The following is a 14,993-nucleotide window of genomic DNA, read 5'->3' on the forward strand; positions in this document are numbered from 1 at the left end:
GCTGAAGGCATAAAGCATTTTTATAAGCTGAAAGCATAAGGCTGAAGGCATAAAGCGTTTATTTGCTTTAAGCTTTCAGCCTTCAGCTTTTTGCTTTCGGCTTTTTGCTTTCGGCTTTCGCCTTAAAAATCTATTTTAGCCGCATGAGTAAACGCGTTGCAGTAATGGATTTGGGCACAAATACCTTCCATTTGTTGATTGCCGAAGGCGAAAGCCATCATTACCACGAAATTGTACACATTACCGAGGCGGTAAAACTGGGCGAAGGTGGCATCAACAAAGGGTACATTATTCCCAGGGCCTTTGCCCGCGGAGTTAGCTGCATGCAACGTTTTCATGACCTTATTGAAGCCAACAAAGCAACCAAAGTGCGGGCCATTGCCACATCGGCCTTGCGCAATGCATCAAACGGACATGATTTTATTGAAGCTGTAAAAGATAAAACCGGCATCGCCATCGAAATTATTGATGGCGAACAGGAAGCAGGTTTTATTTACCAGGGTGTAAAACTGAGCGGTTGCCTTTCGGCAAAAACATCGCTGGTTATGGATATTGGCGGCGGCAGCGTGGAGTTTATTTTAGGCAATGCCGATAAGATAACCTGGAAGCAAAGCTTTGAAATTGGCGCAGCACGCCTGATGGACCTGTTTCATCGTACCGACCCGATTCCACCGGCCTCTGTCGAAGCCTTGAATTTATACCTTGAAGATAAGCTGACCGACCTGTTTACTGCCACCGCCGATACCGAAATTGATAAACTGATAGGCTCGTCGGGCGCGTTCGAAACTTTCGCTGGATTGATAGCCGCCGAAAAAGGAGAGCCTTTTAATTTAAAAAACATTCAAAGCTGTGATTTTGATGAGGAAGAGCTATTGGCGCTCACCGGAAAAATAGTCCAATCAACCCACCTGCAGCGGGCGGCAAACACGGGGATTATCCCGGTGCGGGTTGATATGATCGTAGCGGCTTCGTTAGTTACCCGCTTTATGATGCAACGGCTACATATCCATCAGGTAAGCATGTGTACCAACTCATTAAAAGAAGGTGTTTTGGCGGGGATGTTAGCTTAAAGCTTAATGCCCGCTGATGTTGACCATACCAATGCAGGTTGAAAAACCGATAACCAAAACCATAAGGGCGCTCAGCAACCAGGCCCAGCTCCGGTTAACTATAGCAAGTATGATCCCTGCACTAACATGTATCCCGATAAAAAACATATCTAAAATGGCGCCATCATTCAGGTTAAACCTGCAGATAATTGTATAAGCTATCAATACCAACAGGTTGTAGCCCACTATTTTCATGTTATTGGGCTTTTTGTTATGCCCGCCAAAAGGTGTATTGCCTGGTGCCGGGCTTCCGGCGGCCTGCGGGTTTAAATTGTGTTCATCCATTTTATATTATCTAAAACTTATAACCTGAACTCGCCGACATATACGCAGGTGGAAAAGCCGATGGCGAGTACCATAAAAGCACTTAATAACCAAACCACATCCCTGCGCACAGCCGATAAAACCAGACATATCAACACCTGCGAAAAAACAAGAAAAGCTTCGAGCATCAGGCTGCCAACATCATTAATCAGTTTACACAACAGGGTATAAACTATAAGCGCAAGTAAATTAAATCCCAATATTTTGATCCTGTTGTTATTTCTTCGGCTTTCTTCACCCGGCTGTGTTTGGTCTGTATTTATATCACCGCTCATATCGCCATCTCCTCCCGCAGCTGTTCGAGGTATTGGCGCTTATCATCCCGGTAAAAAAGGTTCATCGTTTCAAAGGGGATGATCTGCAGATCTTTATTGACAATATGTACGCACGATTTTTTGATGGCCCGCACATCAAAGTTATGCGCATCAATAAACTGCATAATAATCACCCTAAACAGGTTATCATACCCCAGGTTTGGCGCATCAATCTCGGGCAGGCAACATAGCAGCGAATGCAGATGTTCTTTAGCCTTATCAACCGAGTTGCCCGTGCTGAACATGTTAAGCAGGTGCCCTTTCAGCCGCTCATCGTTTTCATACACAATGGTATTTTTCGAGTTGTCCAGCAAATCGTCGGGGTTAATCATCCGGGTTAGCGGAATCACCTCACCCCCTATTTTAAGCGCGTAACCCATTACCAGCGCGTCGGGATTGCAGGGTACCGGAATCAGGTCGTTTTTGTTGAATACTTTGGTCTGGTCCAGTATGGCGTTACGCACTTCGGTCATGGTATACCTGTCGGTCTGGCTGTTAAAATGATCCAGCCGACCGGCCTCCTGGGTGGGTTGAAAAGTTACGCCGCGCACACAGGGCTGTTGCAGGGCATACTCAATAATTTTACCTATCTCATCGGTATTTAACCCTTTTTGCAAGGTTACCACCAATGTAGTAGACAGGTTATATTTATTCAAATGTTCGATGGCTTTTAACCTCACCTCGCGCAAATCCTCGCCCCTTAACTGCTCAAGCGCTTCTTTTTTAAAGGAGTCGAATTGCAGGTAGATCTCAAAATCGGGCATGTAAGTGGCCAGGCGTTTAACAAAGGCCTCGTCCTTAGCAATACGGATGCCGTTGGTATTCAGCATCAGGTGTTTAATGGGCTTTGTTTTGGCGATATCCAGGATCTCAAAAAACTGCGGGTGTACGGTAGGCTCTCCCCCGCTAATCTGTACAACATCAGGCTGGCCTTCGTTAGCTACCACTACATCCAGCATCTGTTCTATTTCGGCCAAAGAACGGTGTCGGCCATAAGTAGGCGATGACATGGCGTAACACGTAGGGCAACTCAGGTTACAGCGGTCGGTTACCTCCACAACGGTTAAGCACGAGTGCTGTTCATGATCCTGGCATAGACCGCAATCGTAAGGGCAGCCGTAATGTGTTTTGGCGTTGAATTTCAAAGGCATTTCGCTGCGCTTGGCATAATTGCGGCAGTTTTTATAGTATTCAACATCGGTGGCTATCAGCACTTTTTCAAAGCCATGCCGGCGGCAGTTTTTAAGCATGTAAACCTTGTCATCTTCAAAAACAATTTTAGCGTCCACACGGCGCAGGCAGGTTGAGCAAATGCTCAGGGTAAAATCATAATATATATACGGGCGTTCAGGCATGATCTGTAAACAGGGTTTTAGGGTATAAAAATACTTTATAATAATACAAAATACCGCCGATACAAACCAACTGAATCACCGATAAACCGAAACTAAAAAAATAATCGGGCTTGATAAATTCAACCAAAAGCCTGAATACAAGGTAACTTACCATAAAAACTTTAAACCTCGCCCCATCGGCAAAATGATTTTTTTTTTCGATGAGTTTCAGCACGAGCCACAGCATCAGCCAAAATAAAATCTCGTACAAATTGGTGGGGTGCCTGTGGATGCCGTCGCCAAAATCGATAGCCCAGGGTAAATCGGAAGATATTCCAAAGGTGCCATCCTCCAACCCGGCCAAAAAACAACCGGTGCGACCGATGGCCATAGCCAAAATGAGCGGGTAAACCATCATATCGCCCGATGAAACGGTTACGCCCAACTGCTTTTTGGTAAGTTCAACACCAATTAAACCACCCAGCATACCGCCAACTATGGTTTTATTCCCCATGAAATAAAACAGGCTGAAATGCGAAAACAATTGCTGCGGGTTTTCAAAAACTCCTACCAGGTGTGAGCCAAAAAAAGCGCCTGCCGCCGCGCCGATAAAAATAATGAGCCGGTGCTCGGCGGTGATCAGGTCGTGCGTATGGCGGCGCAACCAGGCATAGTATCGGTAACCCAAAAAGTACGCGAGCGTTTCGCAAACAAAGTGTACCGGTATTGCCGACCGGCCTAAAGGAATATTTACAGGAAAATGCAAGTCTGGCTTTTATAAAGCACTAAAATAGGCTTTTTATTTTATGCCATAGGCGATGAACAAAAGAATGACCAACAAAGGCGCCGCCTACAAGCTTCCATTTTACTCCTTTTTAATCGGCAAGCCTTTAACCACACCGCCCAAAACGTGCGCCGTAGTATCGGCTGCACGGATAATCTGGAAATTTTTTACCTGACTGGAATCTACGAAGGAATAGCTTACTTTCCCGACTATAGCATCATCATATGGCAAACTTGGGTATCTCACAGCTTTAACGGCGCTGTTATTATTTGCGGATGACTTGCCTCCGGCTTTTTTGTTGACTACAGTTTTTCTATTCAACGCGCGTACCTGTAATTTCCCTATATACTTTGTTTTTTGTTTTGTATATAATGAATCAACGGGCCTCAACCAGGCGGTAGTTACTTTTGCATTGGTAATAGGTGCCACACCTATTACTGAAGCAGCGATCCATATAGCCTTTCTAAAATATCGTGATGTATTTTTATCGGAGGCGGAACTATGCGTGGCGGTTAATTGTTGCCTTTTAAACCTGCCGCAAACATTTTCATTAGCTGATAAATGGGTAATGATCTCTTGATTACTCATCGCACTGAAATCAACTACCGTTTTGCAGCAATGGTCACAATAGCGGCCATCGGTTACCACAGTCATCAGTTGCCATTCCTGGTGGCATGGTTCTGGGATTGTTATACTCTGGATTGGATGCATTTATTGTCTATTTAGTTATATGATGCAGTGAGGCTTACTATTCCATAAACTCTTTTAAAACTTTTTTGGTAAACCGATTTTCCGGGCATCCTTTGTATATTGCCTGCCTAATTACACAGCATGAAATTAAAATATATCGGCATTGGCATACTGTCGGTTTTAGCTATCAGCGCGGCTGCGCAAAAACAAAAACTCAACCCAAACGATACCACATCAAATTATAACCCGGCAGCGGCATTTTCGCCGATGTTTTATACCGAAAAGGGCAATGATTACCACTCGGCCAACGGTGCACCCGGACCAAAATACTGGCAAAACCGCGCCGACTATACCCTGAATGTTAAACTTGATACCGTAAGTAAAACCATTGGCGGCACGGTGGTTATCAATTACACCAATAACAGCCCGGACGCCCTCCCGTTTTTATGGCTGCAACTGGACCAGAACACCTATAAAAAAGACGCCCGTTCAAACTTTTTTACCGATCGTACACCTGCATTTGATCAGCATACCAATGGCTACCAGATTGAGTCGGTATTGGTAGATGATGGCGGCGTTGCTAAAGCCGTGCCCTTTATAATTACCGACGCCCGCATGCAGGTACGTTTGGAGCATCCGCTGCAAAAAGGGGCCATTAAACTGCGTATTAAATATCACTACACCATCCCTGGCAACTTTGGCAACCGTACCGATTATTGTGATACCAAAAACGGCAAGATCTACGAGATAGCTCAATGGTTTCCGCGGATGTGCGTTTATGACGACAGCCACGGTTGGGACACCCTACCGTTTTTAGGCAGCGGCGAGTTTTACCTGGATTATGGCGATATCGATTATTCGGTTACCGTGCCCTGGGATATGATCGTTGCCGGATCAGGCGAGTTGCTAAACCCTAAGGATGTACTGACCGCCAAACAAATTGCCCGCCTGGAACAGGCCCGCAACAGCGATAAAACCATTATGATCCGCGATTTGGCAGAGATAAACGACCCGGCCAGCCGCCCGGTTAATAAAGGTACTCTTACCTGGCATTTTAAAATGCTCAATACCCGCGATGTGGCCTTCGGCGCATCGAAGGCCTATATCTGGGACGCGGCGCGGGTTAACCTGCCCGGCGGAAAGAAATCCCTGGCCATGAGCGTTTACCCTGCCGAAAGCTATGGTAACGATGCCTGGGGCAGGGCGACTGAATACCTGAAAAAATCGATAGAGTATTTTTCGGAAAAATGGTTTGTGTACCCCTACCCGGTTGCAATAAACGAGGCCGGCATAGCAGGCGGTATGGAGTACCCCGGTATTGTTTTTGATGGTATTACCGATAAAGGCAGCGTACTATATTGGGTAACCGCGCACGAAATTGGCCATAACTGGTTCCCGATGATCGTAGGATCGAACGAGCGCCGTTACGGCTGGATGGATGAAGGCCTGAACACCTTTATTGATATTTATGCTTCTGACGCGTTTAACAAAGGCGAATATGCCCCTAAGCGTGATAGCGAATATGCCCCGGACGGCGGCAACCCTGCCGACGAAATAATCCCCGCCATGCTTGATCCGCAAAGCCCGAGCATCATGACCGCGCCAGATGCCATTCCCGAAAAATACCGGCACCCGCTTACCTATTATAAACCGGCCTTTGGTTTGGTTTTGCTTCGCGAGCAGGTATTGGGAAAAGACAGGTTTGACTATGCTTTTAAAAATTACATTAAGCAATGGGCCTACAAGCACCCGCAGCCCGATGATTTTTTCAGGTCGATGGAAAACGGGGCTGGCGAAGACTTGTCGTGGTTTTGGAAAGGCTGGTTTTATAACAACTGGCTGCTGGATATCGCTTTGATTGATGCCCGATATGCCGGTAAAGACGCTTCAAAAGGTATCACCATCAAAGTAGTGAACAAAGAGCAATTGCCAATGCCGTTTACCGTTGAGGTGAAATTTAAAGATGGCAGCAAAAAACGTTTTTATATGCCGGTAGAAACCTGGCTGCAATACAAACAGATTACGTATACCCTGCCCACCACCCGGGAAGCCGAATCAGTAACCATAGACCCTGATGCGGCCCTACCCGATTTAAACAGGAACAATAACACCCAAAAAATAAAATAAACACCAAACCCATAAGCGTCGGCATTCTGCTAAAAGCGCTTATGGGCTTTTCCTCATTAACATCCTGCCTGGTATTACAGATGCGCTGTTATCAACGCGCCCATCAGTAACCGGCCAGGTGCTGCCCACCAGGTACTCCGGTTTAGCCGACCATTTCAAAAGTGCTCATTGCGAGGTAATTTACCTCTTGCCAATCAAAGCCATCTAAACCCATTAGACAAAAACGGGTAAAAAATTCCTCAAATCGGGTAATTTAAACTTGGAATTTAATACCCACTACATTTCCATTTTTGCAATAAAAGCGCACGTGCGGTGCCCTGTTTTTAACGCAAGTGCGTTCCGGATTTAATACTCACACCTTACAGGCATATATATTGGAATTAGCATAATTATTGCAATTGCGATCGTTAAAACCTATCATTTTGAAAACACAATTACTCCGGTTTATAGCTTGCGGCATGCTGCTTTGTTTGGTTAGTGCGGTTTCCGCACAGGAAACAAGCGACAATGCAACATATTACTATAACAACTTTGAAACCGCTACTGCCGGCAACACGGCATCGTTAGGCGCATCAAGTATGGGTAATGCCTTCCGCACAAGTTCATCTGTTACCATTGATGCCTCAACTACATCCCCCCTTAACGGATCGGTAAGTTTACAATCGCTTGTTCCGGCAACAAACGCCATCAGTGCTATCAGATGGGATTTTGTGGGTAATGGCACATCAGGTGTCGACATGACCCAAAACGATTTTGAGTGGAACTTCATCTATAAAAATAACAGCACTAATGGTCCGGACGACCCGGATGTGATGACCGTTGGCAACAACACCTGGCGTTACTGGCTGATGGCCAACAGCTATACCACCAACAACATGCAGGGCTTTTATATAACTCATACCGGCACTTCGCTCAGTTTAAGATACAGGAATAGTACCAACTCGGGCAGCGGCCATTATAATGAGTTGTTAAATACCTCGATGGCTAATGATCAAAATACTTACATGATCAAAGTGCAGAGATTAAAAGATGGAACCTGGACAATATTTAAAGACGTTTTTGTACCGGGCATGACAACGGCAAAAACACTGGTTGCATCAAGCACAAACAATACCGGCAATGGTTACAGCACTTATTACTACTCGTACCTTGAATCAACCTGTACTACCGCCGCCCGTTTCCAGTGGGATAACTTTGATATGTACACCCGTGTTTTACAATTCAGCGCAACCGGGGTTAACGGCACAGCTAATAACGTTACACAGCCCGCTTACTACCCGAATGAAAACGTTATATTTTATGGTATGAAGATTACCGCAAGGGGTAACTTTTTAGTTAACCAATTTGCGTTGAATACATCCGGTGCGGGGTTTGAAGGATATTTTAATCGCACTGGTGGCCTGTACCGTTCTGTTGATTCTTATTACTCAACCTCTGCCGACTCATATATAGGCTCAATGGACCTTACCGGAAACGCTATACAGAATTACGGCATAAGTGACCTGTTAGCAACATCGGGCAATACCGATGGAACTTACTCGATTCCAGGATATTACTTCTTTACCGGCACTATAAAATCACAACTCAATTTCGGGAACACTCCGTATGGCACAATAACCGTTACTAACATTAATACTTTTACAGGCGGCACGAAAAACAGCTCGGCAATACCGTTCACCGGCCCGTCATCAAACGGCAATGTGATCACCTTTACCAACACCCCGCCGCCTTCGCCGCCAAGTGTTGCACCGGTTACGCTTTGCGGCGCGGGTTCAGCTACTTTAACGGCAACGGGCACTTCAGGATCAGGCACTTATAACTGGTATATCGATAACACAACCACAACACCGCTTTATACCAGCACCACAAACACTTATACCCCGTTTATTGGCGGCACTACTACTTTATATGTTTCGTTTACATCGGGCGGCTCCGCAAGCTCACGCACCGCGGTAACAATTACTGTAAACCCTAAAGCATCGTCATCGATTAACAGCCCTATGCTGAGTTACCCGTTTGAAAACGGCAGTTTAACTGATTGGTCGGGCCTTGGCAATAACGGTACCCTGCAAGGCAGCACGCTCCCAACCACCGTTGCCGACAGGAACGGCCTGGCCAACGGGGCGTACAGCTTTAGCGGCAGCAACGCCAGCCCTCAATATATTTCAACCACAACACAGTATTCGCCGTTAATATTTAGCTACAGTATATGGTTTAAAACAACCACTGCCGGAGGTAAACTGATAGGCATTGGCGGCAACCAAACCGGCAGCAACGCCACCCAGGACCGTAACTTGTATATGAACGACTCGGGCCAGCTTTATTACGGGGTTTACAGCAGCAGCGCGGTAACTATTAACACCCCGGCAGGCACGGCCTACAACGACGGGCTATGGCACCACGTGGTTGTTACCGACGGACCAACCAATGGGATGCGGCTTTACGTAGATGGAACCTTACAGGCATCAACAGCAACGTATACCACACCGCAGCAAATCAGCGAATACTGGCGGATAGGCGGCGATAGCCTGCAGGGCTGGCCTGGCCGCCCCTCAAACGATTATTTTGTTGGTGTTCTGGACGATATCGCTATTTACAATCATGAACTTTCGGCTTCGGAGATCGCCTCGAACGATATGAACCTGTATAAGTTCTCCTCATCCTATTGCGCCAATAATCCTATAACTATTAACGCGCAAAGCTGGCCCGGCAGCCCTGCTTACAGCTGGGTTGACAACGCCAATACCAGCCTTACAGGTACAGGCAGCCAGGTTACTTTTAGCAAAGCCACTACAACTAACTACACGTTAACCACTACCACCAATGGCTGTACCCAAAGCACCGCTATTGTAACGCCAGCCATACCAACCTATACCTGGACGGGCGCTGCCGGTACAACTGATTTAACCAATGCCAATAACTGGACAAATACATCAACCGGCATAACGGGTGTTGCGCCGGCTTTAAACGGCACAGAGTATATTGTTATACCAACCAATAGCTCAAATATTTACCCTGTTTTAACAGCAGCTAAAAGCGTATACACACTAAATATAGCAAATGGCGCCAAATTGAACCTTGGCGGGTTTACCCTGAGTGTGGGTTGTAATATATTTAACAGCGGCACCCTAACCAAAGGCACCACAAATTATAATAATTCGGCAATAACCTGGAATGGGGTATCGCCGGTAACCGCGCAGTCATTTACGGGCAACAGCACCGCGGCTTCAACAGATGTAGGCAACATGACGGTAAATAACACCGCGACTAATGGAGTGGTAACACTTGCATCGGGCAAGCTTGACCTGTATAACGTGCTTACGTTAACCAGCGGAAGCCTCGCGGTAAGTTCGCCTGCTACTTTTACATTAAAAAGCAATTCGACACAAACAGCTACGGTAACAGCAATCCCTTCGGGTTTAACCGTTACAGGTAACGTAAGCGTTGAACGGTATATAGCAGGCGGCTCGTCAAAGCGCGGTTACCGCTTGCTAACGTCGCCGGTAAATAATGGCAATGGTGTATTCAGCATCAACTTTCTTAAAAACTCGGCTTATGTAACGGGTACAACCAAGGCCTCGGGAGGTTTTGATGTTTCGCCAAACGCCAATAACCCTTCTATTTATTTTTTCAGGGAAAATACAGCTATATCCAACACCACCTTCAGCAGCGGTAATTACCGCGGGGTAAACAACATCAATAACGCGCCCAGCTATTCTTTTGATAATGAATCAGGTACTTTCACGCTGCCGGTAGGGAATGGTTTCTTATTCTTTTTCAGGGGAGACAGGAGCGTTGCCGATATCGCTACAGAAACCGTTGCAAGCTATGTGCCAACGGGTACCACCTTCACAGCCACTGGTACGCTTAATACCGGCAATATCACCGTAAAAAACTGGTACGATCAAACAAAAAGCCTTCTCTACAGCACAACCAGCAACAACGGCGTTAAGAGTGTTTCAGGCTATAACCTTGTGGCTAACCCGTATGCCAGCACCATCAATATGGAAAAATTTAACAGGCAATCAAACCAGGCGGCATCATCCATATATGGTAACGGCTTCCCGAACCAATCGGGCACTACGCTGACCAGCCCGTTAAAAATCTGGGTTTATAACCCTACCAGCAAACAATATTCAACATACGAGCAAAAAACTTCCATCAATTCGGTGGCTGATACTACAACCAATACAAATCCGGGTATCTCGAGCGACGGCTACGCAAGTAACCTGATCGCTTCGGGCCAGGCTTTCTTTATCCGGGCCACCGCCGCGGGACAAACTTTGACGTTCCGCGAATCGGCCAAAACAAACAGTCAGCCCTCGTCGGCAATCACCCAGGCTATATTAAGCGCGCCCGACAGGCCGGTACTGGCATCGACATCAAAATTCGCAGCCTTCGCAGCCATGCCGACTGAGCAAATTGCGGCGACAGCGGCAAATACCTTAAGCAGTGGAGGAGAATCATTACTGAGGTTTAAATTGATTAAGGATAGCATTAATACCGACGCCATTGTAATAGGCTTACGAACCAACATCAGCCCGGTTTATAATGAAAATAAAGACGCTGAAGATTTAGGCGGCAACGGTGCGCAGGTAAGCCTCTCGGCCATGTCGAGTGATAGCGTTAAGGCTACGATTTACCGCAGCCCCTACCCGCATAAAGTACAGCAGGTGATCCCGCTGTACGCCGATGCTACAACCTCGGGGGCTTACCAGTTAAACTTATCGGATGTAAGCAATCTGCCCGCTTTGTATGAGGTTTGGCTTAAAGATAGCTTCACTAAAGACTCGGTGGATATTAAAGCAAGCAAGCTTTACAATTTCAATATTGATAAAGGCAACGCCGCGTCATTTGGCAAAAACAGGTTTAGCCTTGTTTTACGCCAAAATCCCGTGCTTGGCCTGCGCCTTATCGATTTTACGGCTACCAAGGTGGCAACCGGCGCTCAAACCGGCTGGCAGGTTCAAAACGAAGCTAATTATACTTTGTTCACCGTTCAGCGGAGTACGGATAATGGAAAAACATGGGATAACATTAGTGTATTTAAATCAACCGGCCTGGGCACTTACAGCTATACAGACCTTAACCCTGCCAATGGCTTGAACAAATACAGGTTGCAGCTTACCGATGTCAATAACGAGATCAGCCTGTCTAAAGAGCTGCCGCTGATGTACGCGAACACCAATAATAATTTAAGCAACAACCAGGTATTGGTATACCCTAACCCGGCAACAGATATGATTAATTTGAGCATTAAGCAAACCAAAGCATCATCAAATTACAACATCCGCATAACCAACAGTAGCGGAATACTGTTAAAAAATGTAAATATCACGCAACTTTACTGGCAAAACAACGTCAGCAACTTGATACCCGGAACTTATATGATCCAGGTTATTGATAATAAAACCAAAAGCTTATTTGGAATAGCTAAATTTGTAAAGTTGTAATAAACGATCTGTGAATATGATAAGGAAGATATTATTAACCACCGTGCTTTTTATAACAACCACCCTAAGCTGTTTTGCACAACTTGATATTCCGTGTGATGGTACCGACGCGGATGCGGTTTGTCCGCTTGATAGCTGGGTCGCCCTGTTGGCTGTAGCGGCTTTTGCCGTAACGATTGTTCATTTATATCGCAAACAAAAATCTGTCCGGGCGTAAGCCAACAGGGATTCAATTAGTTTTCATCTATAACAAAAACACCTCCGGGCTTCAGGCCCGGAGGTGTTTTTGTTTTTTTTTCTTTTTCCTGGTTTTGTTATCAGGCCTTTTTAACAGGCATTTGTTGTTGTAACTGGTTAAGTTGTAACTGATCAATAATACCGTCAACCACTTTGGGCAGTTCTTTTAAGGTTTTCTGCGGGTTGTGCAATTCGCCAACACCAAAGCCACGCCATACCAGTTTGCGGGTACGGTTATCAACCAAATCGATAATCAGGGTGCCCTCTTTATAAGGAACGCGGGCATAACCGCCGCCGCCGTAACCAAAGCCATAGCCCCAGCCGCCGTACGGGTATCCCCAACCCCAGCCGCCGTAACCGTAAAACGGTCTGCGGTAACCCCAGCCCCAGCCATAACCGAAGCCTATACCGGGATAACCCCAACCGGCATAATAGGTAGGGTAAAACTCGGTACGCATGCCTCTGCCTGTTATGGTTGAGTAACTAAGCAACAAATCAGCATCACCTTCCTGGTATTTAAGGCCTTTACTTTCAAGCGCCGCTATAGCAGCGTCTTTTACTCTTTCATCTGCCACTTCTCTTTTAACAACTGCGCCGGCTTTATTGGTCATGGTTGCAGGAGGTAGCCAGGCAAAGGTGCGGTAAGAAGAGAGATCGGTTTTGTTACGGGCTGCTGTATAATAACTATAGCTGCTACAAGCCGACAAGGTGGCCAGCAGCAAAAACGCCATCCCTGTGATAATAGATTTTTTCATGACAAATTACTCCCTTTATTTATAACATTAGACTATGCGCAAAACAAAGGTTTAATTTAGATAAATAATTTTATTAAACAACGGGATATGGAATCTGGAAGAGCCAGAGATTGATTACGAAAAAACAGATAGCAGAGGCGGAAAACAGGAAAAAGCAGACCGGCGATCGCTTTTGCTTTCCAGCGGGACGATTATTGAAGTACGGTACCGTTTAAAATGATTACCTGCTTAAGCTAAGCAACTGCGCGTAAACCTTCTCGGTAGGCAAACCAACCACATTGGTATAGGAACCGTTGATCCGCTCGATACCGATTAAACCGATACGCTCCTGGATACCGTAGGATCCCGCCTTATCAAGCGGCTGGTATTTATCAACATAGCTTTTGATCTCGGTGTCTGTAAGTTTGCGGAAAAACACTTCCGACCGATCAAAAAACATATTGTAAGTACCTTTGTAAAGCAGGCAAACGCCGGTAATTACTTCATGTACCCTGCCCGATAATCTTTGCAGCATTTCAACAGCCCCGCCCGGTGTTTCCGGCTTACCCAATATTAATCCATCTATACAAACAATGGTGTCGGCGGTGAGCACCACTTCATCGGTTACTGATTCGGTATAAGCTTCGGCTTTTTTTCGGGCTATATATAAGGCCACTTCAGGCGGGGTTAAGCCCTCCGGGTACGATTCATCAACATCCTTCAGCACAACACGAAAATCGATATCCATCAGCCGTAGCAGTTCCTGCCGCCTTGGCGATTTTGAAGCGAGAATTACAGGTGGAATACCCCCCTCTAAATCTCCCCCGGCTGGGGAGACTTTTTGATATTCGTTAGGAAAGGATGAATTCATAAATATAAAAAGATTATTAAGCCCTCTCCTCCGGGGAGGGTTGGGTGGGGTTATTACCAGCTATAGGCCTGCTCGCTCATCCATTTATCCTGTACCTTGAGCACTTTTTCGATGATATCGCGGGCGCAGCCTTTTCCGCCGCCATAGGGCGAAACATAGGCGCTTACCGCCTTAATTTCTTCTACAGCATCGGCAGGACAAACCGGCAAACCGGCAAGTTTCATTACTTCAAGGTCGGGAATATCATCGCCCATGTACAGTACGTTGGCAGCTATGATACTTTTTTCTTCAAGATAAATTTTAAATCTCTGCGATTTAGTATGCGTTCCCATATAAACATCCTGGATACCAAGACTATTTAAACGGTACATAGCGCTTTTTGAACGGCTGCCCGATATCGCGCAAACATTATAGCCGCATTTAACAGCCAGCTGCAGTGCATAACCGTCTTTAATATTAAAGGCGCGGCTTTGCTCGCCGGTATCAGTAACAAAAACCGACCCATCGGTTAATACGCCGTCTACATCAAAAATGAGGGTGGTAATATCTTTTAATTTGTTAAGGAACGATTCCATTTTTTAGGGATTACGCCGATTTCTTATTTTCGGGATTACACCGATTATTTTATGATTACACCGATTCTACCGTTTGCAGATCTGGGTTTGCTGTGCTTAACTGCAATTGCCGCTTCCACTAATGGCCAACCACCAATTGAAACTATTGGTTATCTCTCCATTCGTAAACCCAGGCCGATTGGATCTGTTCGAGATGCCCCTCGTTGGATTCGGCACGGGTACCCGCGAAGTTTGGCAGGCTCAGCACCCACTCCAGCAGTTCGGTAAAGCGGATACGGTATATCTTTGACTCGTCGAAATCGTCACCAAACTTCTCATAAAGTTCGATAGCAATATCTTCATAATCATTCCAATGAATTGGTAAGGCAAATTTATTATCGCTCATTTCTATTGATTTTACGTATTACCCCGATCTTGTTAATACGGTGCAAGTTATACGTT

The 14,993-nt window shown here is 45.9% G+C and carries 13 protein-coding genes; 4 read left to right on the forward strand and 9 right to left on the reverse strand.

The features are described 5' to 3' along the window. Positions 1 to 143 precede the first annotated feature (143 nt). The gene (locus LX99_RS09585) at positions 144 to 1,070 is read left to right on the forward strand and encodes a Ppx/GppA phosphatase family protein (RefSeq protein WP_146203090.1); all 927 of its coding nucleotides are present in this window, start codon (positions 144 to 146) and stop codon (positions 1,068 to 1,070) included. Positions 1,071 to 1,073: 3 nt separating this feature from the next. Here LX99_RS09585 and LX99_RS09590 read toward each other — a convergent pair whose 3' ends face one another. The 5 genes from LX99_RS09590 to LX99_RS09610 form a co-directional block, all read right to left on the reverse strand. Then, complete coding sequence (locus LX99_RS09590) at positions 1,074 to 1,394, reverse strand: hypothetical protein (RefSeq protein ID WP_109607692.1); 321 nt, start codon at positions 1,392 to 1,394, stop codon at positions 1,074 to 1,076. 17 nt (positions 1,395 to 1,411) lie between these two features. After that, positions 1,412 to 1,708: a hypothetical protein gene (locus tag LX99_RS09595; RefSeq protein ID WP_022830191.1), complete on the reverse strand. Its 297-nt coding sequence runs from the start codon at positions 1,706 to 1,708 to the stop codon at positions 1,412 to 1,414. Continuing rightward, positions 1,705 to 3,102 (reverse strand): radical SAM protein, encoded by a 1,398-nt coding sequence (locus tag LX99_RS09600; protein WP_109607693.1) that lies wholly within the window; start codon positions 3,100 to 3,102, stop codon positions 1,705 to 1,707. Before LX99_RS09600 ends, LX99_RS09595 begins: the two co-directional genes overlap by 4 nt. Beyond that, positions 3,095 to 3,847 carry a prolipoprotein diacylglyceryl transferase gene (locus LX99_RS09605; RefSeq protein ID WP_109607694.1) on the reverse strand — a complete coding sequence of 251 codons (753 nt, stop codon included), beginning with the start codon at positions 3,845 to 3,847 and terminating at the stop codon, positions 3,095 to 3,097. Before LX99_RS09605 ends, LX99_RS09600 begins: the two co-directional genes overlap by 8 nt. Positions 3,848 to 3,946: 99 nt before the next feature. After that, the gene (locus tag LX99_RS09610; RefSeq protein WP_146203091.1) at positions 3,947 to 4,576 is read right to left on the reverse strand and encodes a hypothetical protein; all 630 of its coding nucleotides are present in this window, start codon (positions 4,574 to 4,576) and stop codon (positions 3,947 to 3,949) included. Between the two features lie 120 nt (positions 4,577 to 4,696). Between LX99_RS09610 and LX99_RS09615 the strand changes: the two genes are divergently transcribed. The 3 genes from LX99_RS09615 (at position 4,697) to LX99_RS09625 (ending at position 12,352) form a co-directional block, all read left to right on the forward strand. Next, complete coding sequence (locus LX99_RS09615; RefSeq protein WP_109607696.1) at positions 4,697 to 6,682, forward strand: M1 family metallopeptidase; 1,986 nt, start codon at positions 4,697 to 4,699, stop codon at positions 6,680 to 6,682. A gap of 422 nt (positions 6,683 to 7,104) precedes the next feature. Further along, positions 7,105 to 12,135: a LamG-like jellyroll fold domain-containing protein gene (locus tag LX99_RS09620; protein WP_146203092.1), complete on the forward strand. Its 5,031-nt coding sequence runs from the start codon at positions 7,105 to 7,107 to the stop codon at positions 12,133 to 12,135. A 16-nt stretch (positions 12,136 to 12,151) separates the two neighbouring features. Beyond that, positions 12,152 to 12,352, forward strand: a complete 201-nt coding sequence (locus tag LX99_RS09625; RefSeq protein WP_109607698.1) for a hypothetical protein — start codon at positions 12,152 to 12,154, stop codon at positions 12,350 to 12,352. 100 nt (positions 12,353 to 12,452) lie between these two features. Here LX99_RS09625 and LX99_RS09630 read toward each other — a convergent pair whose 3' ends face one another. From LX99_RS09630 to iscX, 4 genes are all read right to left on the reverse strand, one after another. Continuing rightward, a complete protein-coding gene (locus tag LX99_RS09630; protein WP_109607699.1) occupies positions 12,453 to 13,127 on the reverse strand; it encodes a DUF4136 domain-containing protein in 675 nt (224 codons plus the stop codon). Between the two features lie 220 nt (positions 13,128 to 13,347). Beyond that, the gene (locus LX99_RS09635) at positions 13,348 to 13,977 is read right to left on the reverse strand and encodes a Maf family protein (RefSeq protein WP_109607700.1); all 630 of its coding nucleotides are present in this window, start codon (positions 13,975 to 13,977) and stop codon (positions 13,348 to 13,350) included. A gap of 53 nt (positions 13,978 to 14,030) precedes the next feature. Next, entirely contained in the window at positions 14,031 to 14,552 is a 522-nt protein-coding gene (locus LX99_RS09640) for a KdsC family phosphatase (RefSeq protein WP_109607701.1), read from the reverse strand. A gap of 142 nt (positions 14,553 to 14,694) precedes the next feature. Then, entirely contained in the window at positions 14,695 to 14,937 is a 243-nt protein-coding gene (gene iscX, locus LX99_RS09645; RefSeq protein WP_090524422.1) for a Fe-S cluster assembly protein IscX, read from the reverse strand. Positions 14,938 to 14,993: the final 56 nt, after the last annotated feature.

The sequence above is a fragment of the Mucilaginibacter oryzae genome, from assembly GCF_003148845.1.
In the GTDB taxonomy this organism is placed as follows: domain Bacteria; phylum Bacteroidota; class Bacteroidia; order Sphingobacteriales; family Sphingobacteriaceae; genus Mucilaginibacter; species Mucilaginibacter oryzae.

What these genes read in the sequence shown, in the direction of transcription:
- LX99_RS09615 (WP_109607696.1), top strand. Translation starts at nt 4,697, where the DNA reads ATGAAATTAAAATATATCGGCATTGGCATACTGTCGGTTTTAGCTATC.
- LX99_RS09635 (WP_109607700.1), bottom strand. Translation starts at nt 13,977, where the DNA reads ATGAATTCATCCTTTCCTAACGAATATCAAAAAGTCTCCCCAGCCGGG.
- LX99_RS09640 (WP_109607701.1), bottom strand. Translation starts at nt 14,552, where the DNA reads ATGGAATCGTTCCTTAACAAATTAAAAGATATTACCACCCTCATTTTT.
- LX99_RS09595 (WP_022830191.1), bottom strand. Translation starts at nt 1,708, where the DNA reads ATGAGCGGTGATATAAATACAGACCAAACACAGCCGGGTGAAGAAAGC.
- LX99_RS09585 (WP_146203090.1), top strand. Translation starts at nt 144, where the DNA reads ATGAGTAAACGCGTTGCAGTAATGGATTTGGGCACAAATACCTTCCAT.
- LX99_RS09600 (WP_109607693.1), bottom strand. Translation starts at nt 3,102, where the DNA reads ATGCCTGAACGCCCGTATATATATTATGATTTTACCCTGAGCATTTGC.
- LX99_RS09625 (WP_109607698.1), top strand. Translation starts at nt 12,152, where the DNA reads ATGATAAGGAAGATATTATTAACCACCGTGCTTTTTATAACAACCACC.
- LX99_RS09590 (WP_109607692.1), bottom strand. Translation starts at nt 1,394, where the DNA reads ATGGATGAACACAATTTAAACCCGCAGGCCGCCGGAAGCCCGGCACCA.
- LX99_RS09630 (WP_109607699.1), bottom strand. Translation starts at nt 13,127, where the DNA reads ATGAAAAAATCTATTATCACAGGGATGGCGTTTTTGCTGCTGGCCACC.
- LX99_RS09610 (WP_146203091.1), bottom strand. Translation starts at nt 4,576, where the DNA reads ATGCATCCAATCCAGAGTATAACAATCCCAGAACCATGCCACCAGGAA.
- iscX (WP_090524422.1), bottom strand. Translation starts at nt 14,937, where the DNA reads ATGAGCGATAATAAATTTGCCTTACCAATTCATTGGAATGATTATGAA.